Raw genomic sequence first — 18,994 nt, forward strand, 5'->3', positions numbered from 1 at the left:
GCCTGTCGCCTTCGGTCGCCGGCCCGATCCTTCCTCCTGTCTCCGAGGTTCCGATGTCCCTGGAAATCGTCATCCTGGCTGCTGGTCAGGGCACCCGCATGAGATCCGCTCTACCCAAGGTGCTGCATCCCGTGGCCGGTCGCAGCATGCTGGGGCATGTCCTCGACCGCGCCCATGAATTGCAGCCAGCCGGCATTCACGTCGTCATCGGGCATGGCGCCGACCAGGTCCGTAGCCAGCTGGCCGCCGACGACGTGAGCTTCGTGGTCCAGGCCGAGCAGCTCGGCACCGGCCATGCCGTGGCCCAGGCTGCGCCGGCGCTGACGGCGGAGCGGGTGCTGATCCTCTATGGCGATGTTCCCCTGATCCAGACCGAGACCCTGCAGCGCCTGCTGCAGCAGGTGGATGACGGTCACCTGGCGCTGCTGACCGTGGAGCTGGACGATCCCACCGGCTATGGCCGCATCCTGCGCGATGACCAGGGGCGGGTAACCGCCATCGTCGAGCACAAGGACGCCAGCGACGCCCAGCGCACCATTCGCGAAGGCAATACCGGCATTCTTGCGGTACCCGGTCGGCGACTGGCGGATTGGCTGGGCCGCTTGTCCAACAGCAATGCCCAGGGCGAGTATTACCTGACCGACGTCATCGCCCTCGCGGTAGCGGACGGCCTGACCATCGCCACCAGCCAGCCAGCGGATGCCATGGAAGTACAGGGCGCCAACGATCGCCGGCAACTGGCTCAGCTGGAGCGGCACTTCCAGCAACGCGCCGCCGAGCGCCTGATGCTGCAGGGCGTGACCCTGCTGGACCCCCTGCGCTTCGATCAGCGTGGGCAGGTCGAGGCCGGCCGCGACGTCTCCATCGACGTCAATGTCATTCTCGAAGGTCGGGTGGTGCTGGAGGACGGCGTGAGCATCGGCCCGAATTGCGTGATCAAGGACAGCGTCCTCAAGCGCGGCGCCATCATCAAGGCCAACAGTCATCTGGATGGTGCCGTGGTAGGGGAGGGTGCCGACGTCGGTCCCTTCGCTCGCCTGCGACCCGGTAGCGAACTGGGCAGCAAGGCCCACGTGGGCAACTTCGTCGAGCTGAAGAACGCTCATCTACAGGATGGCGCCAAGGCCGGTCACCTCACCTACCTGGGTGATGCCAGCATAGGTCCAGGCAGCAACATAGGCGCGGGTACTATTACCTGCAACTATGACGGCGCTAACAAGTTTCGAACCGAAATCGGTGCGGATGTTTTTGTGGGTTCCAACAGTTCGCTGGTGGCTCCGGTCAGCCTCGGCGCGGGCGCGACCACGGCGGCTGGCTCGGTCATCACGGCAGATGTTCCCGCTGATACCCTGGCGCTGGGGCGGGCCCGGCAGGTCAACAAGACCGGCTGGCAGCGACCGAAGAAGGCCCCCAAGACTTGACGGCCGCTCGCTATTAGGTTTTGATTCGATCAATTATATTTCGAATCGAAATTTATGACCCGTCGCAATACCGCGCAGCGCCGTCATGCCATCCTCGCCCAGCTTCAGGAGCAGGGCGAGGTCAGCGTGGACGGGCTGGCCCGTCAGCTGGAGACCTCCGAGGTCACCATCCGCAAGGATCTGGCCGCCCTTGAGCGCAATGGCCTGCTCCTGCGTCGCTACGGCGGCGCGGTGGCCATGCCCCAGGAACTGCTGGTCGAGGCACCGCCTCAGGCGTCGCCCTTCAAGCAGGCCATCGCCCGGGCTGCGGCCCAGCGCCTGCGCGAACATGCACGGATCATCATCGACTGCGGCAGCACCACGGCGGCGCTGATTCCCCAGCTCGATCGCCGCCCCGGGCTGGTGGTCATGACCAATTCCCTGCAGGTGGCCATGGCGCTGCGCGAGCTGGAGCAGGAACCCATGCTGCTGATGACCGGCGGCACCTGGGATCCGCATTCGGAATCCTTCCAGGGCCAGGTCGCCGAGCAGGTGCTCAGATCCTACGACTTCGACCAGCTGTTCATCGGCGCCGACGGTCTCGATCCGGAGCGCGGTACCACCACCTTCAACGAGCATCTGTCGCTGTCGCGAGTGATGGCCGAGGTAGCGCGGGAAGTGGTGGTCATGGCCGAAGCGAGCAAGCTGGGCAGGCGAATTCCCAATCTGGAACTACCTTGGGAAAGGGTGGACGTGCTCATCACCGATGAGCGCCTGCCCGCCGAGGCAGCCCGGGCAATCGAAACCCGGGGGGTGCAGGTGGTCTGCGCCCCTGTGGAAAACTAGACAATCAGGTCATCCACAGGCGGCCCTGCCGGGTCGCTGTGGATAAGACGGCAACGGGAGGTAAGCATGTGTGGAATCGTCGGCGCCATTGCCGAGCGTAACATCACCGCCATTCTGGTCGAGGGTCTCAAGCGCCTGGAATACCGTGGCTACGACAGCGCCGGCTTGGCCCTGCTGGATGGCCAGGGCGAGTTGCAGCGCCTGCGCCGCATCGGCAAGGTCAGCGAGCTGGAAGCGGCGCTGCTGGCCGATCCCCTGGCCGGTCGCCTGGGCATCGCCCACACCCGCTGGGCTACCCATGGTGCGCCCACCGAGGCCAATGCCCACCCGCATTTCTCTCAGGGTGACGTGGCCGTGGTGCACAACGGCATCATCGAAAACCACGAAGCCCTGCGCGCCCAGCTCAAGGCTCAGGGCTATGTCTTCACCTCCCAGACCGACACCGAGGTCATCGTCCACCTGCTGCACCTCAGGCTGCAGGACAGCGGCGACTTGACCACGGCGCTCAAGGCAGCGGTCAAGGAGCTGCACGGTGCCTACGGCCTGGCGGCGGTCTGGCGCCAGCAGCCGGATCGCCTGGTGGCGACCCGCAGCGGCAGTCCCCTGGTGATCGGCCTCGGCCTCGGCGAGAACTACCTGGCCTCCGACCAGCTGGCGCTGCGTCAGGTCACCGACCGTTTCGTCTATCTGGAAGAAGGCGACGTGGCCGAGATCCGCCTGGATCAGGTCCACCTCTGGGACGTGAACGGCGTGCCGGTCCAGCGCGAGACGGTGCAGTACCACGAAGGCAGCGAGGCGGCCGACAAGGGCGCCTATCGCCACTTCATGCTCAAGGAGATCCACGAGCAGCCCAGCGTGGTCCAGCGCACCCTGGAAGGGCGGCTGGGTGATGGGCAGGTGCTGCCCGAGGCCTTTGGTCCCTCGGCGTCCGCGTTGTTTGCCAAGGTGCGCCAGGTGCAGATCGTCGCCTGTGGCACCAGCTTCCACGCCGGTTCGGTGGCGCGCTACTGGATCGAGGAATACGTAGGGATTCCCTGCCAAGTGGAGGTGGCCAGCGAATTCCGCTATCGCCGCGTCGCCGTCAGCCCGGATACCCTGTTCGTCACCATCTCCCAGTCCGGCGAGACCGCCGATACCCTGGCCGCGCTGCGCATGGCCAAGCAATCCGGCTATCTGAGCAGTCTGGCGATCTGCAACGTGGCGACCAGCTCCCTGGTGCGCGAATCCCAGCTGAGCTTCCTGACCCAGGCCGGTCCGGAGATCGGCGTGGCCTCGACCAAGGCCTTCACCACCCAGCTGGTCTCCCTGCTGTTGCTGACCCTGAGTCTGGGACGCTGCCAGCAACGCCTGGATGCCGGTGTCGAGGCCGAGCTGGTGGCCGAGCTGCGCCGGCTGCCGGCGCGTCTGGATGAGGCGCTGGCCATGGACAAGACCGTCGAGAAGCTCGCCGAGTCCTTTGCCGAGAAGCACCACACCCTGTTCCTGGGGCGCGGCGAGCAGTATCCCGTGGCGATGGAAGGCGCACTCAAGCTCAAGGAGATCTCCTACATCCACGCCGAGGCCTATCCGGCCGGCGAACTCAAGCACGGTCCGCTGGCGCTGGTGGATGCCGATATGCCGGTGGTGACGGTGGCGCCCAACAACGAGCTGCTGGAAAAGCTCAAGTCCAACCTGCAGGAGGTGCGGGCGCGGGGTGGTCAGCTGATCGTCTTCGCCGACGAGCGCGCCGCTTTCGAGGAAGGCGAGGGCACCCGCATCGTGCCCATGCCGCACATCCACGATGCCCTGTCGCCGATCCTCTACACCATCCCGCTGCAGCTGCTGTCCTACCACGTGGCCGTGTTCAAGGGCACCGATGTGGATCAGCCGCGCAACCTGGCCAAGTCGGTAACCGTGGAATAAGCGGTTCCACGTGGAACCTCAGGGTACGCGCCAGCTGCCCTGATTCTGCTGACTGCAGGCGACGGCCAGGAAGCGGCCGTCGCCGGGCTCACCGTAATAGTGGATGTCCTGCCGATAGGGCACACCCGGGCTACGCGCACCCTGGCAGATCCCGATCTCGCCCACCGGGCAGCGGTCGACGAAGCGCACCTCGGTCTGCTGACCCTTGAGCTGCGGCTGGCAGAAGCCGTCACGAAACAGCTGGGCGGGGATATCGATGTTGCTCTGGCAGATCTGCACGTCCACACTGGCCTGACGACTGCGGATCACGCAGGCATCGGCGAGTGCCAGTGACGGCAACAGCAGCAGCGGGATCAGCGATCGCCACATTCCAGCCCCTCTCCTCGATCAAATCGCCACTCTAGCATTCGACCTACCGCCATGCGCCTCGCCGATATCAAGACCCATGTGATCGCCGGTCCTCTGGGGGCCGGCAAGACCACCCTGATCCGCCAGCTGTTCGCCCAGCGTCCCGCCCATGAACGGTGGGCGATCCTGGTCAATGAATTCGGCCAGGTCGGACTCGATGCGGCGCTGATGACCCCGGACGACGAGGGCCTGAGTATCGCCGAGGTCCCGGGTGGTTGCCTGTGCTGCGTCCAGGGCGTACCCCTGCAGGTGGCCCTCACACGGCTGTTGCGACGCGCTCGGCCGCAGCGGCTGTTCATCGAGCCCTCCGGTCTCGGCCATCCCGCCAGCCTCTATCGGCAACTCCAGGCCTCGCCCTGGGCCGGGGTGCTGAGCCTGCAACCCCTGATCTGGGTAGTGGATGCCCGGCAGGTGCTGCAAGGCCAGCCCCTGCCGGAGGCCCAGCAACAGGCGCTGGAGCAGGCCGGTCTGGTCGTGCTCAACAAGAGCGCCGGTCTGGACCGGACACTCCTGCCTGCGCAACTGGGCGACACACCGCTGTACTGGACCGAGGGCGGGCGGATCCCCCTGGCCGAACTGCCCCTGGCAAGTGCCGAGCCATCGGCTGGCGGCGAGCTGCCCGAGCCTGGCGCCGTCATCAGCCCGCAGGCACTGCTGCTGCCGGGGCGTCCGCTGCGCTTCAGCCATATCCAGGAGGGACACCAGGCCGTCGGTTGGCGCTGGCATTCCAGTCACAGCTTCGATGGGCCGGCGCTGCTGACCCTGCTGGGTGGGCTTCCTGGCCTGCTCAGATTGAAGGCGGTCCTGCAACTGGCGGACGGCTGGCAGGCCTACAATGGTCTCGCCGGAGAAGGGCGCTGGGAACCGACGCCATGGCGGCGTGACAACCGGCTGGAGCTGATCCTGAAGGAGAGGCCGGATCTAGAGGCTCTCGAAAAGGCGCTGCGCGGGACCATTCGCGACATTTGAGGTTGCCAAATTTCTTCAGTTAATGATAATGATTATTAAATTTACTTCCTCTGCGTATTGTTCCCATGGCTCCGACGTCGCTTGCCAAGCCTGACCCCCTCGTAATCGCTGCACGTTTCGACGGCGATGAGGTGGAATCCGTCCAGGGACCCGTCAGGGCCGCCCTGACCGGCGACGTGGAGCCGGTGGCAGGGGTCAATGCCGAGCGAAGCGAGCCTTCGGCCACCATCCTGTCGTTCCGCATGCCCGAGCGTAACGAAGAGATCCTGACACCGGTACTGACCCCGGTCGGTGCGGCCGAGCCGGGCGAGCAGCCACCGCGTGGCCGTGGCTGGGGCGCCGCCTCGGCGCTGTCGCTGATCATGCATGCCAGCATGGCAGCGGCGCTGTTCATGGTGGTCCAGGCGCCGCCGGAGTTGAAGATCGCCAAGGGTGACGAACCCATGCAGGTCAGCTTCATCCAGTTGCCCAAACCGGTTCCTGAACCCCCGGCGCAAACCCCGGCACCGCCCGCGCCGCCGCCGCCACAACCCGAACCGCCGCCCCCGGAGCCTCCCAAGCCCGTGGAACCACCGAAGCCGGTGGAGCCGCCCAAGCCAGTGGTGGAAAAGCCCAAACCCAAGCCGAAGCCCAAGCCGGTCGAACACAGCCAGCAGAAGCCGCTGCCGAAAAAGGTCGAGCCTGCACCGGAGCCCGTCGCCCAGGCCGCGCCGTCACCGGCACCCGCGCCTGCGGCCACCGCTGCACCCAGTCAGCCGGCGCCGGCCGCGGCGCCTTCCGGCCCGCCAAAGACCGCGGGTCTGCCTACCGGCAGCATCGACGACGCCGATATCCGGCCGGTCAAGATGACACCGCCGGAATACCCGGAAATGCTCCGTCGTCGCGGTGTGGGTGGCGAGGTGCGGGTGATGTTCACCGTGACCGCTGACGGTCGACTGGCCGACATCCAGGTGCTGGAAGCCTCCAACAAGCAACTGGAGCGCGCCGTGCTCGAGGTGCTGGGCGAGTGGCGCTTCGCCCCGCGGGTCTCCGGTGGTCAGATCGTGCCGCGCAAGGCGACCAAGACCTTCAACTTCAAGATCCAGCGCCGCTAGGTCGTCAGATCGCGCAGTCCCTGTTCGCTGGACCGCTCCAGGTCTGGATAACGGGACGCGCCATGGTCGAGCATTGCCCGAGCCCGAGCCCGAGCCCGATGCCGTCGAACGACGGCGATCTAACCGGCAAAACTCAAAAGGTTTCCTTGAGCGCCTGATAGCGCTCTTGAAGTTCCCGGCGGATCTGCCGGCGCTGCTGGGCCTGCACACAGCGTCGCTTCTCGTCCGTCGTCGCCGGTTCGAGTTGGGGAACCGGGCAGGATTTGCCGTCTTCGTCCACGGCGACCATGGTGAAGAAACAGCTGTTGGTATGGCGTACCGAGCGTTGCTGGATGTTCTCGGTGATGACCTTGATGCCGATCTCCATGGAGGTGGTCCCGGTGTAGTTCACCGAGGCGAGAAAGGTCACCAACTCGCCGACATGGATAGGTTCGCGAAAGATCACCTGGTCCACCGATAGCGTGACCACGTAGCGCCCGGCATAGCGGCTGGCGCAGGCATAGGCCACTTCGTCGAGATACTTGAGAAGCGCGCCCCCGTGGACCTTGCCGGAAAAGTTGGCCAGGTCCGGGGTCATCAGGATGGTCATGCTCAACTGGTGGTTGCCGGCTTCCATGGGCGAATCCTCGAGGGGAAATCCTGTAGACGGCGCAGCGGCGCCGTCTGTCACAGCCATCAACGGCCGGCGGAGAGACCGAAGTCGATGGGCAGGTCGGCGCCGGAAATGGCTGCCGCCTGGGGCTGACAGAGGAAATAGACGAACTCGGCCACCTCTTCCGGCTGGATGAAACGCGCGGTTTCGCCCTGCGGATAGCGATTGAGCAGGTTGCGACGATAGCCCGCCGGATCGCCGCTGCCGTAGTGGGCAGCCTGGAAGTCCAGCATGGGGGTGTCGATGTCGCCTGGCGAGACGGCGTTGACCCGTACGCCATCGCGCGCCAGCTCCACCGCCAGATTCTGGCTGAAGAAGCGCACCGCCGCCTTGGCGGCACCATAGGCTGCCGCACCGGCGATGGGCTGACGCCCGGCGCCGCTGGCGACATTGATGATGACGCCGCGATTTTCCTTGAGGAAGGGGATGGCCGCCGAGCACATGAAGAAGGTGGCCTTGAGATTGACCGCCATCACCAGGTCGTAGTCGTCCTCGGTAAAGGTCTCCACCTCGCCTTCGCGCCAGATGCCCGCGGCATTGATCAGGGCATCCAGGCGCCCGGTACGGGCCATGACCTTGCTGACCAGGGAGCGGCAGCCCTCGGCGCTGGAGATATCGGCGGTCACGCTGGAATCCAGGCCGACGATGCCGTTCAGCCCATGCAGGCCCTCGGCATCGCGGTCGGCGGCGGCAACGCGCCAGCGACTCTGGGCGAAGCGTTGCGCCAGGGCGCGGCCGAGGCCGCCCGCAGCGCCGGTGATCAGGACGACGGGAGTGCTCATGACGCTTCCTCCGGAGTGATGGCCTTATCCAGACCCGTGTCGGGCGGGGTCGTTCAGTACCGGCCCGGTCAGCCTTCCAGCCAGACGTCGCGCGCCCAGATCCACACCGAATCCCAGGATTCGTCGGTCAGGTCGCCGTCTTCCCACAACAGTACCTCGCCTTCCTGACTGACGCAGTAGTAGCCGTCGTCGCTGGCGCAGAGGGGAATGTACTCCCGTGGCAGGCCTTCGTCCCAGGCAGTGGCGGCCACTTCCGGCAGATAGGTGTGGGACTGCGGATCGGTGACGGTCACCGGCTCGATACGGCCATAGACCACGTCGCTGACGGTCAGCAGGAATTCACGGAATTCCGGCGGCAGACTGATGAGCAGTTCTTCCTCGATCTCGACCAGCAGGTCTTCGTCGGGCAGCTCCAGGGGTACGGGAACGGGTTCGTTTTCTTCACGCAGGCGTTCGATGACGTCTTCCATAGCAGGCCTCTCTCGAAATGCGCACCGGATAAAGGGAAAAGAGGCGCGCAAGGTTAGCAGTTCAGTCTGGGATAACGGCAGCTTCCGTGCGGACTTGATAGCGGTTTCGAGAGATGTTCGGCAGGCGGCGCCCATGAAAAAGCCCGGCGTAGAGCCGGGCTTTTCGGTAAAGCGCCGTTATCAGGCGTTCTGGCGGATACCGGCCAGCAGCCAGGGCTGGTTCTCGCCGGCCACGCGCTCCATGCGCCAGCTTTCGCTGAACGGCTGGCCCTGGTCGAAGCGCGATTCCTTGGATACACCGTTGAAGGTGATGGTGGCGATGGTCTTACCTTGCAGATCCTCGACACCGTCCAGGGTAGCGTTCAGGTTCTCGATGTAGGTGGACTGGAAGCCTTCGCCCAGCGCAGCGCGCTCGTCACGCAGCCACTGCAGCATCTGCGGGGTGACGAACTCGGAGATCTTGTCCATCTCGTTGGCGTCCCAGTGCTGCTGCAGGCTCATGAAGTGATCACGACCGGCTGCCACGAAGCGCTCGGCATTGAACCAGCTCGGTGCGTTGATCACCGGCGCGGCACCGGTAGCGGCACCCCCGAACATACCGCCATTGCTGGGCTGGTTGGGCATCTCGCGCTGCATGGGCGCATGACCGGCCACGGCGGGCTGCGGACCGGCCTGCTGCTTGCGACGGGCGATCAGGCGGAAGATCACGAAGGCGATGAGGGCCAGGATCAGGAAGTCGAAGAACTGGAAGCCTTCGAAGCCGTCACCCATGAACATGGAGGCCAGCAGACCACCGGCGGCGATACCGGCCAGCGGGCCGAGCCAGCGCGAGGCGCCACTGGGACGGGCAGCGGCGGCGGCGCCAGCACCGGCGGCAGGAGCGGCCATGCCCGGCTGCTGGGTCGGCGCGGCCTGGCGGGTCTGGTGGATGGGCGCGGCGCCAGCGGACTTGCCGGCGCCCATGCGTTTGGCATTGGCATCCAGGCTGAGCGTGAGGCCCAGGCACAGGATCATGAAGATGCTCATCAGGCGTTGCATGTGGTGTTCTCTCTGTGAAGAGTCTGGTGTTGGATACATCTTGCGCTGCCCGGTCAAGTACAGCCAGCGTGAATTGTTTCGGTATTTTGCCCTGTCGGCGTTCCCTGGAAGCAGGCCGCCAAGTGCCTGCGACCGTTGAAAATTTCCAAGCACATCAATCTATTACAGATTTTTGCAAAATCCGTCACAAGAGTTTGCAGATGCTAGTCTTGGTCTCCAGTCAGCGCAGGTGTCGGGAGAGTGCCCGGCCCGTCAGAGGAGGGCCCGGCCGATGCATGCTCTAGCTTTTATCCAGGACATGGCCGTCATCATGCTGGTGGCCGGCGTGGTGACCATCCTCTTCCATCGCCTCAAGCAGCCCGTGGTCCTGGGCTATATCCTCGCCGGCTTCATCATCGGACCCCACACCCCGCCATTCGGTCTGATCCACGACGAAGAAAGCATCAAGACCCTCGCCGAGGTGGGGGTCATCTTCCTGATGTTCAGCCTCGGTCTGGAATTCTCGCTGCGCAAGCTGTTCCGGGTGGGCGCCACGGCCTTCATCGCCGCCTTCCTAGAAATCAGCCTGATGCTCTGGCTGGGTTACCAGGTGGGGCAGATGTTCGGCTGGTCGCACATGGATTCGCTGTTCCTCGGCGCCATCCTGGCCATCTCCTCGACCACCATCATCGTCAAGGCGCTCAACGAGCTGAAGATGAAGCACGAGCGCTTCGCCCAGCAGATCTTTGGCGTGCTGATCGTCGAGGACATCCTCGGCATCGGCATCATCGCCCTGCTGTCGGGCCTGGCGGTGAGCGGCTCGGTGGAGCCGGGCGCGGTGGCCTCGACCCTGGGCAAGCTGAGTCTGTTCATGATCGTGGCCCTGGTCATCGGCATCCTGCTGGTGCCGCGCCTGCTGGCCTACGTGGCCACCTTCGAAAGCAACGAGATGCTGCTGATCACGGTGCTGGGACTCTGCTTCGGCTTCTGCCTGCTGGTGGCCAAGCTGGAGTACAGCGTGGTGCTGGGTGCCTTCCTGATCGGCGCCATCATGGCCGAGTCGCGCCAGCTGCTGCAGATCGAAAAGCTGGTGGAGCCGCTGCGCGACATGTTCAGCGCCATCTTCTTCGTCGCCATCGGCCTGCTGCTCGACCCCAAGGTGCTGGTGGAATACGCCTGGCCGATCACCGTGATCAGCGTCGCCGTGGTCCTGGGCAAGATCCTCGCCTGCAGCCTGGGGACCCTGATCGCCGGCAACGACGGCCGGACTTCGCTGCGGGTCGGCATGGGTCTGGCGCAGATCGGCGAGTTCTCCTTCATCATCGCCACCCTGGGGATCACCCTGGGCGTCACCAGCCATTTCCTCTATCCGGTGGCGGTGGCCGTGTCGGCGGTCACCACGCTGCTCACCCCCTATCTGATCAGGGCCGCCGATCCGCTGGCGTTGTGGATCGGCCGCTGGCTGCCGCAGCCCCTGCAGCGGGTACTGGGCATCTATGGCGAATGGCTGCGCAGCATCCAGCCCCAGGGCGAGAAGGCGGTTTTGGCCGGCATGATGAGGCGCATCCTGCTGCAGATCGGCATCAACCTGTCGCTGGTCATCGCCATCTTCCTCGGCGGGGGCTATTTCGCCGGCGGCCTGGCGAGCTGGCTCAGCGCCTGGATCGCCGATCCCGATCTGCAGAAGGCCTGCATCTGGGGTGGCGCGTTGCTGCTGTCGCTGCCCTGCCTGATCGCCGCCTATCGCAAGCTCAAGGCCCTGGCCATGCTGATGGCCGAACTCAGCGTCAGGCAGAACCAGGCCGGGCGCTATACGCAGCCGGTGCGGCGACTGGTCAGCGAGTTGATCCCGCTGCTGTCGCTGGCCGGCATCCTGGTGCTGCTGGCGGCCCTGAGCAGCAGCATCCTGCCGCGCGGCGAGCTGTTGCTGCTGATCGGCCTGGTCGCGGTGGTGGTGATCGCGGTGCTGTGGCGCTGGTTCATCCGCGTCCATTCGCGGCTGCAGATCGCCTTCATCGAGACCCTGGAACAGGACAAGGGCGGACAGCATTAGGCCGCTTTTGCGCAATCCTGCCATTGCCGGCTGGGGATCGACGCGGCAGAATCGCTCTAAGTCGCCCGTTTGAATGAACGGGGCGATGGCAAGGGAATGCGCAATGCAGGAAATCGGCTTGGCCGCTTTCTGCCGTCCGGCAATCTCCCACCGGCGGTCAGGCCCTTTTCCTGCGCCCCTTCAAGGTCGCCAGGCGAGCAGCAGCACGCCCCCGCCGATGGCGGCGATGCCGCACCACTGGCGCAGGTCCAGGCGCTCACCCAGCAGCGCCACGCCAAAGATCGCCACCAGCACCACGCTCAGCTTGTCCACTGGCGCCACCAGCGACGCCGGGCCCAGCTTGAGCGCCCGGTAGTAGCACAGCCAGGACAGGCCGGTGGCCACGCCCGAGAGCAGCAGGAACAGATAGCTGCGCCCGGCGATGCCGGCCAGGGGTTGCGCCTGCCCGGTGGCCAGGACGATGGCCGCCAGGACAACCACGACCACCAGGGTGCGCAGCAGGGTGGCAAAATCGGCGTTGACGTGTTCCACGCCCAGCTTGCCGAAGATGGCCGTGAGGGCGGCGAAGGCCGCTGCCAGGAGCGCCCAGAACAGCCAGGAGGCGGTCATCGCTAGAGGGGTTCGAGCTTGGCGTAGCTCACCATCAGCCACTTGCTGCCTTCGGACTTGAAGTTGACCTGCACCCGGGCATGGGCGCCGGAGCCCTCGTAGTTGAGGATGACGCCTTCGCCAAACAGGGCATGACGCACCGGCTGACCGAGGCTGAAGGTGGTTTCCGGCACCGGCGCCTGGGCGAAGAGGTTGGGACGACTACCGGCGAAGGGCTGCTTGACCGCATTGGACAGGCGCACCTCCTGGATCAGGCCGTCCGGTACCTCGCGGACGAAGCGCGACACCTTGTTGTAGGTCTCGCTGCCGTAGAGACGGCGGGTCTCCGCATAGCTCATCACCAGGCGGCGCATGGCGCGGGTGATACCCACATAGGCCAGGCGACGTTCCTCTTCCAGACGGCCGGGTTCCTCCAGGCTCATCTTGTGCGGAAACAGCCCTTCCTCCATGCCGGCGAGGAACACCAGGGGGAATTCCAGGCCCTTGGCGCTGTGCAGGGTCATCAGCTGGACGCTGTCTTCGTGGCTGTCGGCCTGGGTGTCCCCGGATTCCAGGGCCGCGTGGTCGAGGAAAGCCGCCAGGGGCGTCATCTCCTCGTCACCGCTGAAATCGAAGGAACGCGCGGCGCTGACCAGTTCTTCCAGGTTTTCCACCCGTGCCTGGCCTTTCTCGCCCTTTTCTTCCTTGTGGAAGGTGACCAGGCCGGTCTGCTCGATGATCTGCTGCACCAGGTTGTGCAGGGACAGGTCCTCGGCCTTGAGGGCCAGGGTATCAACCAGCTCGACGAAGACGTTGAGCGCCGAGGCGGCGCGACCCGACACCGCGCGGGCGCCGACCAGGTCGTGCAGCGCCTGCCACAGTGAGGTGTTCTGCGCCCGGGCCGCGCTGCGCAGCGCCTCCACGGTCTTCTCGCCGATGCCCCGCGGCGGCACGTTGATCACCCGCTCCAGAGCCGCGTCGTCATGGCGATGCTGGATCAGCCGCAGGTAGGCCATGGCGTTCTTGATCTCGGCGCGCTCGAAGAATCTCAGACCGCCATAGATGCGATAGGGGATCTTCTCGCGCAGCAGCGCCTCTTCCAGCACCCGCGACTGGGCGTTGGAGCGGTAGAGGATCGCCATCTCGCTGCGCCGGCTGCCCTTCTTGAACTCGCTCTCGATGGTTTCGACGATGTAGCGGGCTTCGTCGTGCTCGTTGAAGCTGGCATAGAGGGTGATGGCCTCGCCTTCGCCGGTATCGGTCCACAGCTCCTTGCCGAGACGGCCGAAGTTGTGGGCGATCAGGCCGTTGGCGGCCTTGAGAATGGTATCGGTGGAACGGTAGTTCTGCTCCAGGCGGATGATCTCGGCCGAGAAGTCCTCGTTGAACTGCTGGATGTTCTCGATCTTGGCGCCGCGCCAGCCATAGATGGACTGGTCGTCGTCGCCCACCACCATGAGGCTGGCGCCGTTCTGGGCGAGGTGCTTGAGCCAGGCGTACTGGACGGCGTTGGTGTCCTGGAATTCGTCGACTAGGAGATGCTGGAAACGCCGCTGGTAGTGTTCCAGCAGGCTGGGATTGTTGCGCCACAGATCCAGTGCGCGCAGCAGCAGCTCGGAGAAGTCGATCACTCCAGCACGGGCGCAGGCCGCCTCGTAGGCTTCGTAGATGCTGCGCATGGTGCTGAGGAAGAGATCGCCGGCGGCCTGGATATGCTGCGGCCGCAGGCCTTCGTCCTTCTGACCGTTGATGAACCACTGCGCCTGGCGTGCCGGCCAGCGCTGCTCGTCGAGGCCCAGCTCGCGGATCACCCGCTTGACGATGCGCTGCTGGTCGTCGCTGTCGAGGATCTGGAAATTCTGCGACAGCCCCGCTTCCTGCCAGTGGGCCCGCAGCAGACGGTGCGCGAGGCCGTGGAAGGTGCCGACCCACATGCCCTGGGGACTCATGCCGAGCAATTGCTCGATGCGGTGGCGCATCTCGGCGGCGGCCTTGTTGGTGAAGGTCACCGAAAGGATGGAGTGCGGCGAGGCGCGCTCGACCTGGATCAGCCAGGCGATGCGGTGCACCAGCACCCGGGTCTTGCCCGAGCCGGCACCGGCCAGGACCAGTTGGCGACCCAGGGGCGCGGCCACGGCCTGACGCTGGGCATCGTTGAGGGAATTGAGCAGCAGGGAGATGTCGTCATTCATCGCCGCATTCTACCGATGCGGTAGAAGGAGCGCCAAACCGGACGGATGGGAGGCGAGGCGGGTGGCGCGGGGCAGCCGAACCCCCGGCCAGCAGGGCTGGCCGGGGATAAGGGGAAGGCTTGGGAGCGGCGCGTCAGGCGGCGATCGGCGAGCGCCAGTCATCGGAACCGGAGGTGCCGGAGACCTCGTGGGTCCAGACGATCTTTCGGTAGGTGAAGTAGACGTCTTCCAGGTGGGTGAAGTGCGCCATGCTCGGGTCCTGGCAGTTGGGCATGCGCGACTGGACATCGACGATGATGGCGTCCTCCAGCTCGATGGTGAAGTAGTGCTCCTGGGTGCCGGTGGCCGAGGTGCGGTACCACTCCAGGCGGCACTTGCCGAGGCGTTCGCCGGAGGTGAGGGCGTTGAAGATCAGCGGCGAGGCCTTGTCGAAGACCTTGGTGATCATCAGCGGCTTGTGCACGCGCTGGCCGGTGGGCTGACCCGACTGGGGATCGCGGGGAATGATCACCTGGTGATTGAAGGCCTGGACCAGGATCTGGTCTTCGTGGCCTTCCTGGAAGATGTTGCCGACCGAGTCTTCGGTAAAGGTGCCGGCGGTGATCAGGCCTTGCTTGGTGCCTTCGAGGGACAGATACGCGGGGGTTGGCATGGTGCTCTCCTTGCCTGGTGATAGGGCTTCATGGCCCGGGTACCAGGTCTTAACAAGGGCCGTGCCATAACCGAAAAGTCCTTTCTGATCAGTGACTTGTAAAAGGACTACAAGACATGGGCCGGACTACTGTGCGCCACTGCTCGGGAATCTGCGCAAGGCCTTGCGCAGAGCGGTTCGAAAGCTGCTAGGGCTCAGGTAGTTGCCTGTCCGGGCGACTACCTGGTGCTGGCGGGAGGGCGAAAAAGACCCTGCTGAATCGTAATGACCAAGAGCCTTGGCGACCGTTATGTAGTATAAGTGCGACGCACTACATCCGCCCGCTAGACGAGATACGCCTGTGAACCTCATGCAACACATTGCTCAATCCCGCCACCTGCTGCGCAAGTCGGAGCTCAAGGTCGCCGAGCAGGTCATGGTGGATCCGGCTGCCGTCATGCACAGCTCCATGGCCGATCTCGCCCACAACGTTGGCGTGAGCGAGCCCACCATCGTGCGTTTCTGCCGGGCCATCGGTTGCGATGGCTTCCAGGATCTCAAGCTGCGCCTGGCGCAGAGCCTGGCGGCGGGGGCCAGTTTCGGCCAGTTCGCCATCCACGAGAACGACGCGGTGGAAGACTTCAGCCTGAAGATCTTCGACACCACCCTGCACACCCTCATGGACGTGCGCGAGCGCCTGGACATGCGGGCGCTGGAAACGGCCATCGAGGCGATCGCCAAGGCCCAGCGGGTGATGTTCTACGGCTTCGGCGCCTCGGGTTCGGTGGCCAACGACGCCCAGCACAAGTTCTTTCGCCTGCAGCTCAGCGCCACCGCCTATTCCGATCCGCACATGCAGGCCATGTCGGCGGCGACCCTGACGCCGTCCGACGCCGCCATCTGCATCTCCCAGTCGGGGCGTTCCAAGGACCTGCTGATCACCGCCAATCTGGTGCGCGACAACGGCGCCGCGCTGATCACCATCTGCCCGGGACAGACGCCGCTGGCCGACCTGTCCACGGTCAACATCGCCATCGACGTGCATGAAGACACCGACATCTATGTGCCCCTGACTTCGCGCATCGCCCACCTGGTGGTGATCGATGTGCTGGCCATGGGCGTGGCCATGTCCCGTGGTCCGGCGCTGGTCGAGCATCTCAAGAGCGTGAAGCGCAGCCTGCGCAGTCTGCGGCTGTCGTCGAAGTCGACCAAGCACAGCGACACCCAATAGTCGTCTCGCTGTCGCCAAACCGTCACCTGATGGGGTGAAGCTGCCCATTCCGATCCCAGCCCGGAGGAATTGGCATGACCGCTCTCATCCAGCAATCCAGCGTTCGTCTCGACAGCAAGACTCGCAGAAAGCTACAGGATCAACGGCGGATGAAATTCCGCCGTGCCATCGAGGCCCGAGCCGAAGAACAGCGGCTTGCCGTGGAACTCGATGAACTGCTGTTTCTCAATCAGCTGCTGGACGAACGCCAGGCCCAGCGCCGGCAGCAGGCTCCAGGGCAATACCTAACGCATTGATCAGGCTGCGCTGGCCGCGCAGATAGTCGACGAAGGCCTGGGCCACTGGCGACAGCGGCTTGCCGCGTACCTGGACCACGCACCAGGACCGGCGCAACGGCAGCTCGGCGACGTCCAGCTCGACCAGGCTGCCGGCGGCGAGATCGCTGCGAATGGCCTGGCGCGGCAGCAGCGCCAGCCCGAGTCCGGCGCGGACCGCCTCGCGTTGCGCTTCGAAGGCACCGATCTCCAGCTGTTCGGCGAAGTGCGCGCGCTTCTGCTTGAGATAGTCCTCGCAGGCCTGGCGCGTGCCTGAACCGACCTCTCGCACCAGCAGCGGATAGGCCGTCAGATCGCGCAGGCTGAGGCCGTTGCGTTCGGCCAGGGCATGGCCGGGACGCGCCACGGCGACGATGGCATTGTCCAGCAGTGGCAGGAAATCCAGGTCCGCGTTGCTCGGCACCCCGGACATCAGTGCCACGTCTTCGCGATTCTCCGTCAATCGACGCAACACCCGGGCATGGTTGCCCACGGTCAGCGCCAGGTCGACCTGGGGATGGCTGCTGCGGAACTGGCTGAACAGGTGCGGCGCCAGGTACTGGGCACTGCTTTCCACTCCCAGGCGCAGCTGGCCGTGCAGGGCGCCGCGCAGATTCGACAGCTGCATGTCCAGGCTGCCCAGCCGGGCGAAGAGATCGCGACCGGTCTGGCGCAGGGCCTCGCCCGCCTCGGTGAGGTAGAGGGTGCGATTGAGGTAGTTGAACAGCGGTGCGCCCACCACCTCTTCGAGCTGACGCACCTGCAGGCTCACCGCCGGCTGGGTCAGCGCCATGATGTCGGCCGCCCGGCTGTAGGAGCGAGCCTCGCAGACGGCCTCGAACACCTGCAACTGGCGAAAGGTGAGTCGCATCAATGGCTTGCGCATAGGCATCGGCGAGATCCATAAGGAATGACTTATGGAGTATCCAACAATTATTTATTTTCCATAAGAGAAGCCCTGGCGTAGCTTCAGGTCACCGGCAATAACAAGCGGCTGCACGCTGCAGCAGACAAGGAGCCAGGTGTGATCAAGAAGATACTTATCGCCAATCGGGGCGAGATCGCCGTGCGCATCGTGCGTGCCTGTGCCGAGATGGGCATTCGCTCGGTGGCGGTCTACTCCGACGCCGATCGCCAAGCGCTCCACGTGAAACGTGCCGACGAAGCCCATGGGATCGGCAGCGATCCGCTGGAGGGTTATCTCAATCCGCGCAAGCTGGTGAACCTTGCCGTGGAAACCGGCTGCGATGCCTTGCATCCCGGTTACGGCTTCCTTTCCGAGAATGCCGAACTGGCGGAAATCTGCGCCCAGCGCGGCATTCGCTTCATCGGACCGTCCGCCGAGGTCATCCGCCGCATGGGCGACAAGACCGAGGCGCGGCGCAGCATGATCGCCGCCGGCGTGCCCTGCACCCCTGGCACCGAGGGCAACGTGGCGGACATCGCCGAGGCCCTGCGCGAAGGCGATCGTATCGGTTACCCGGTGATGCTCAAGGCTACCTCCGGCGGCGGCGGTCGCGGTATCCGCCGCTGCAACTCCCGCGAGGAACTGGAGCAGGCCTATCCGCGGGTGATCTCCGAGGCGACCAAGGCCTTTGGCTCGGCCGAGGTGTTTCTCGAGAAGTGCATCGTCAATCCCAAGCACATCGAGGCGCAGATCCTCGCCGATAGCCACGGCAATACCGTGCACCTGTTCGAGCGTGACTGCTCCATCCAGCGGCGCAACCAGAAGCTGATCGAGATCGCGCCCAGCCCTCAGCTGACCCCCGAGCAGCGCGCCTATATCGGCGACCTGGCGGTACGCGCGGCCAAGGCGGTGGGTTACGAGAACGCCGGTACCGTGGAATTCCTGCTCGCCGAGGGCGAGGTGTATTTCATGGAGATGAACACCCGGGTGCAGGTGGAGCACACCATCACCGAGGAAATCACCGGCATCGACATCGTTCGCGAGCAGATCCGCATCGCCTCGGGGCTGCCGCTGTCCTTCGCCCAGGAAGACGTCCTGCACCGCGGTTTCGCCCTGCAGTTCCGCATCAATGCCGAGGACCCGAAGAACAACTTCCTGCCGAGCTTCGGCAAGATCACCCGCTACTACGCGCCGGGGGGACCGGGGGTGCGCACCGACACGGCCATCTACACCGGCTACGTGATCCCGCCGTACTACGACTCCATGTGCCTCAAGCTGATCGTCTGGGCGCTGACCTGGGAAGAGGCCATGGATCGCGGCCTGCGCGCGCTGGACGACATGCGCGTGCAGGGGGTGAAGACCACCGCACCCTATTACCAGGCCATCCTGCGCGATCCGGAATTTCGCAGCGGGCGCTTTAACACCAGCTTCGTGGAAAGCCATCCGGAGCTGACCCAGTACTCGATCAAGCGCAACCCGACGCACCTGGCCATCGCCATCGCCGCCGCCATCGCCGCCCACGCCGGTCTGTAAGGACG

Annotated in this window: 18 protein-coding genes; 9 read left to right on the top strand and 9 right to left on the bottom strand. The window is 65.1% G+C overall.

What is annotated here, in order from left to right:
- Nucleotides 1–53 precede the first annotated feature (53 nt).
- The 3 genes from glmU (at nucleotide 54) to glmS (ending at nucleotide 4,148) form a co-directional block, all read left to right on the top strand.
- Complete coding sequence (gene glmU / locus OMP44_RS18000) at nucleotides 54–1,421, top strand: bifunctional UDP-N-acetylglucosamine diphosphorylase/glucosamine-1-phosphate N-acetyltransferase GlmU (RefSeq protein WP_187980750.1); 1,368 nt, start codon at nucleotides 54–56, stop codon at nucleotides 1,419–1,421.
- A gap of 54 nt (nucleotides 1,422–1,475) precedes the next feature.
- The gene (locus OMP44_RS18005) at nucleotides 1,476–2,246 is read left to right on the top strand and encodes a DeoR/GlpR family DNA-binding transcription regulator (RefSeq protein WP_187980749.1); all 771 of its coding nucleotides are present in this window, start codon (nucleotides 1,476–1,478) and stop codon (nucleotides 2,244–2,246) included.
- Nucleotides 2,247–2,312: 66 nt separating this feature from the next.
- Nucleotides 2,313–4,148: a glutamine--fructose-6-phosphate transaminase (isomerizing) gene (gene glmS, locus OMP44_RS18010; protein ID WP_280310128.1), complete on the top strand. Its 1,836-nt coding sequence runs from the start codon at nucleotides 2,313–2,315 to the stop codon at nucleotides 4,146–4,148.
- Nucleotides 4,149–4,166: 18 nt separating this feature from the next.
- Here the strand turns inward: glmS and OMP44_RS18015 are convergent, their stop codons facing one another.
- Nucleotides 4,167–4,517, bottom strand: coding sequence for an NADH:ubiquinone oxidoreductase (locus OMP44_RS18015; RefSeq protein WP_158890705.1), 351 nt, complete (start codon nucleotides 4,515–4,517; stop codon nucleotides 4,167–4,169).
- Nucleotides 4,518–4,568: 51 nt separating this feature from the next.
- On the opposite strand from OMP44_RS18015, the gene OMP44_RS18020 reads away from it, so the two are divergent.
- Nucleotides 4,569–5,525 carry a GTP-binding protein gene (locus tag OMP44_RS18020; RefSeq protein WP_280310130.1) on the top strand — a complete coding sequence of 319 codons (957 nt, stop codon included), beginning with the start codon at nucleotides 4,569–4,571 and terminating at the stop codon, nucleotides 5,523–5,525.
- Between the two features lie 131 nt (nucleotides 5,526–5,656).
- Nucleotides 5,657–6,619 (top strand): energy transducer TonB, encoded by a 963-nt coding sequence (locus tag OMP44_RS18025; protein ID WP_280310132.1) that lies wholly within the window; start codon nucleotides 5,657–5,659, stop codon nucleotides 6,617–6,619.
- 133 nt (nucleotides 6,620–6,752) lie between these two features.
- On the opposite strand, the gene OMP44_RS18030 is transcribed toward OMP44_RS18025, so the two are convergent.
- The 4 genes from OMP44_RS18030 to OMP44_RS18045 all read right to left on the bottom strand — a co-directional run bounded on the left by OMP44_RS18030 (nucleotide 6,753) and on the right by OMP44_RS18045 (nucleotide 9,561).
- The gene (locus OMP44_RS18030) at nucleotides 6,753–7,235 is read right to left on the bottom strand and encodes an acyl-CoA thioesterase (protein WP_133860207.1); all 483 of its coding nucleotides are present in this window, start codon (nucleotides 7,233–7,235) and stop codon (nucleotides 6,753–6,755) included.
- A gap of 59 nt (nucleotides 7,236–7,294) precedes the next feature.
- Nucleotides 7,295–8,053 carry an SDR family NAD(P)-dependent oxidoreductase gene (locus OMP44_RS18035; protein ID WP_027598710.1) on the bottom strand — a complete coding sequence of 253 codons (759 nt, stop codon included), beginning with the start codon at nucleotides 8,051–8,053 and terminating at the stop codon, nucleotides 7,295–7,297.
- A gap of 68 nt (nucleotides 8,054–8,121) precedes the next feature.
- The gene (locus tag OMP44_RS18040) at nucleotides 8,122–8,523 is read right to left on the bottom strand and encodes an SMI1/KNR4 family protein (protein ID WP_133860206.1); all 402 of its coding nucleotides are present in this window, start codon (nucleotides 8,521–8,523) and stop codon (nucleotides 8,122–8,124) included.
- A 180-nt stretch (nucleotides 8,524–8,703) separates the two neighbouring features.
- Nucleotides 8,704–9,561 (bottom strand): Tim44 domain-containing protein, encoded by an 858-nt coding sequence (locus tag OMP44_RS18045; protein ID WP_280310137.1) that lies wholly within the window; start codon nucleotides 9,559–9,561, stop codon nucleotides 8,704–8,706.
- A gap of 271 nt (nucleotides 9,562–9,832) precedes the next feature.
- On the opposite strand from OMP44_RS18045, the gene OMP44_RS18050 reads away from it, so the two are divergent.
- Nucleotides 9,833–11,593, top strand: a complete 1,761-nt coding sequence (locus OMP44_RS18050) for a cation:proton antiporter (protein WP_280310139.1) — start codon at nucleotides 9,833–9,835, stop codon at nucleotides 11,591–11,593.
- A gap of 180 nt (nucleotides 11,594–11,773) precedes the next feature.
- On the opposite strand, the gene OMP44_RS18055 is transcribed toward OMP44_RS18050, so the two are convergent.
- From OMP44_RS18055 to OMP44_RS18065, 3 genes are all read right to left on the bottom strand, one after another.
- Complete coding sequence (locus tag OMP44_RS18055; RefSeq protein WP_273860988.1) at nucleotides 11,774–12,202, bottom strand: EamA family transporter; 429 nt, start codon at nucleotides 12,200–12,202, stop codon at nucleotides 11,774–11,776.
- 2 nt (nucleotides 12,203–12,204) lie between these two features.
- Nucleotides 12,205–14,373, bottom strand: a complete 2,169-nt coding sequence (uvrD, locus tag OMP44_RS18060) for a DNA helicase II (protein ID WP_273860989.1) — start codon at nucleotides 14,371–14,373, stop codon at nucleotides 12,205–12,207.
- Nucleotides 14,374–14,506: 133 nt separating this feature from the next.
- On the bottom strand, nucleotides 14,507–15,025 hold the full coding sequence (locus tag OMP44_RS18065) for an Hcp family type VI secretion system effector (RefSeq protein WP_017639168.1): 519 nt from the start codon (nucleotides 15,023–15,025) through the stop codon (nucleotides 14,507–14,509).
- Nucleotides 15,026–15,365: 340 nt separating this feature from the next.
- Between OMP44_RS18065 and hexR the strand changes: the two genes are divergently transcribed.
- Together hexR and OMP44_RS18075 are read left to right on the top strand one after the other, a co-directional pair.
- A complete protein-coding gene (hexR, locus tag OMP44_RS18070; protein WP_017639169.1) occupies nucleotides 15,366–16,235 on the top strand; it encodes a transcriptional regulator HexR in 870 nt (289 codons plus the stop codon).
- A gap of 74 nt (nucleotides 16,236–16,309) precedes the next feature.
- Nucleotides 16,310–16,531, top strand: a complete 222-nt coding sequence (locus OMP44_RS18075) for a PA3496 family putative envelope integrity protein (protein ID WP_081594569.1) — start codon at nucleotides 16,310–16,312, stop codon at nucleotides 16,529–16,531.
- Here OMP44_RS18075 and OMP44_RS18080 read toward each other — a convergent pair.
- Entirely contained in the window at nucleotides 16,461–17,435 is a 975-nt protein-coding gene (locus OMP44_RS18080; RefSeq protein ID WP_280310339.1) for a LysR family transcriptional regulator, read from the bottom strand. The two genes, OMP44_RS18075 and OMP44_RS18080, sit on opposite strands and share 71 nt — an antisense overlap.
- A gap of 138 nt (nucleotides 17,436–17,573) precedes the next feature.
- Here OMP44_RS18080 and OMP44_RS18085 point away from each other — a divergent pair, with 138 nt between their 5' ends.
- Complete coding sequence (locus OMP44_RS18085; RefSeq protein ID WP_158890719.1) at nucleotides 17,574–18,989, top strand: acetyl-CoA carboxylase biotin carboxylase subunit; 1,416 nt, start codon at nucleotides 17,574–17,576, stop codon at nucleotides 18,987–18,989.
- Nucleotides 18,990–18,994 lie beyond the last annotated feature (5 nt).

The organism is Pseudomonas flavocrustae, from assembly GCF_029872515.1.
Lineage (GTDB): Bacteria > Pseudomonadota > Gammaproteobacteria > Pseudomonadales > Pseudomonadaceae > Chryseomonas > Chryseomonas aestiva.

Bases quoted from the DNA above. Each gene is read 5' to 3' on its own strand.
- OMP44_RS18030 (WP_133860207.1), bottom strand. From the start codon at position 7,235: ATGGAAGCCGGCAACCACCAGTTGAGCATGACCATCCTGATGACCCCG.
- OMP44_RS18035 (WP_027598710.1), bottom strand. From the start codon at position 8,053: ATGAGCACTCCCGTCGTCCTGATCACCGGCGCTGCGGGCGGCCTCGGC.
- OMP44_RS18065 (WP_017639168.1), bottom strand. From the start codon at position 15,025: ATGCCAACCCCCGCGTATCTGTCCCTCGAAGGCACCAAGCAAGGCCTG.
- OMP44_RS18045 (WP_280310137.1), bottom strand. From the start codon at position 9,561: ATGCAACGCCTGATGAGCATCTTCATGATCCTGTGCCTGGGCCTCACG.
- OMP44_RS18020 (WP_280310130.1), top strand. From the start codon at position 4,569: ATGCGCCTCGCCGATATCAAGACCCATGTGATCGCCGGTCCTCTGGGG.
- OMP44_RS18080 (WP_280310339.1), bottom strand. From the start codon at position 17,435: ATGCGCAAGCCATTGATGCGACTCACCTTTCGCCAGTTGCAGGTGTTC.
- OMP44_RS18015 (WP_158890705.1), bottom strand. From the start codon at position 4,517: ATGTGGCGATCGCTGATCCCGCTGCTGCTGTTGCCGTCACTGGCACTC.
- glmS (WP_280310128.1), top strand. From the start codon at position 2,313: ATGTGTGGAATCGTCGGCGCCATTGCCGAGCGTAACATCACCGCCATT.
- uvrD (WP_273860989.1), bottom strand. From the start codon at position 14,373: ATGAATGACGACATCTCCCTGCTGCTCAATTCCCTCAACGATGCCCAG.
- OMP44_RS18040 (WP_133860206.1), bottom strand. From the start codon at position 8,523: ATGGAAGACGTCATCGAACGCCTGCGTGAAGAAAACGAACCCGTTCCC.
- OMP44_RS18005 (WP_187980749.1), top strand. From the start codon at position 1,476: ATGACCCGTCGCAATACCGCGCAGCGCCGTCATGCCATCCTCGCCCAG.
- OMP44_RS18050 (WP_280310139.1), top strand. From the start codon at position 9,833: ATGCATGCTCTAGCTTTTATCCAGGACATGGCCGTCATCATGCTGGTG.
- OMP44_RS18075 (WP_081594569.1), top strand. From the start codon at position 16,310: ATGACCGCTCTCATCCAGCAATCCAGCGTTCGTCTCGACAGCAAGACT.
- glmU (WP_187980750.1), top strand. From the start codon at position 54: ATGTCCCTGGAAATCGTCATCCTGGCTGCTGGTCAGGGCACCCGCATG.
- OMP44_RS18055 (WP_273860988.1), bottom strand. From the start codon at position 12,202: ATGACCGCCTCCTGGCTGTTCTGGGCGCTCCTGGCAGCGGCCTTCGCC.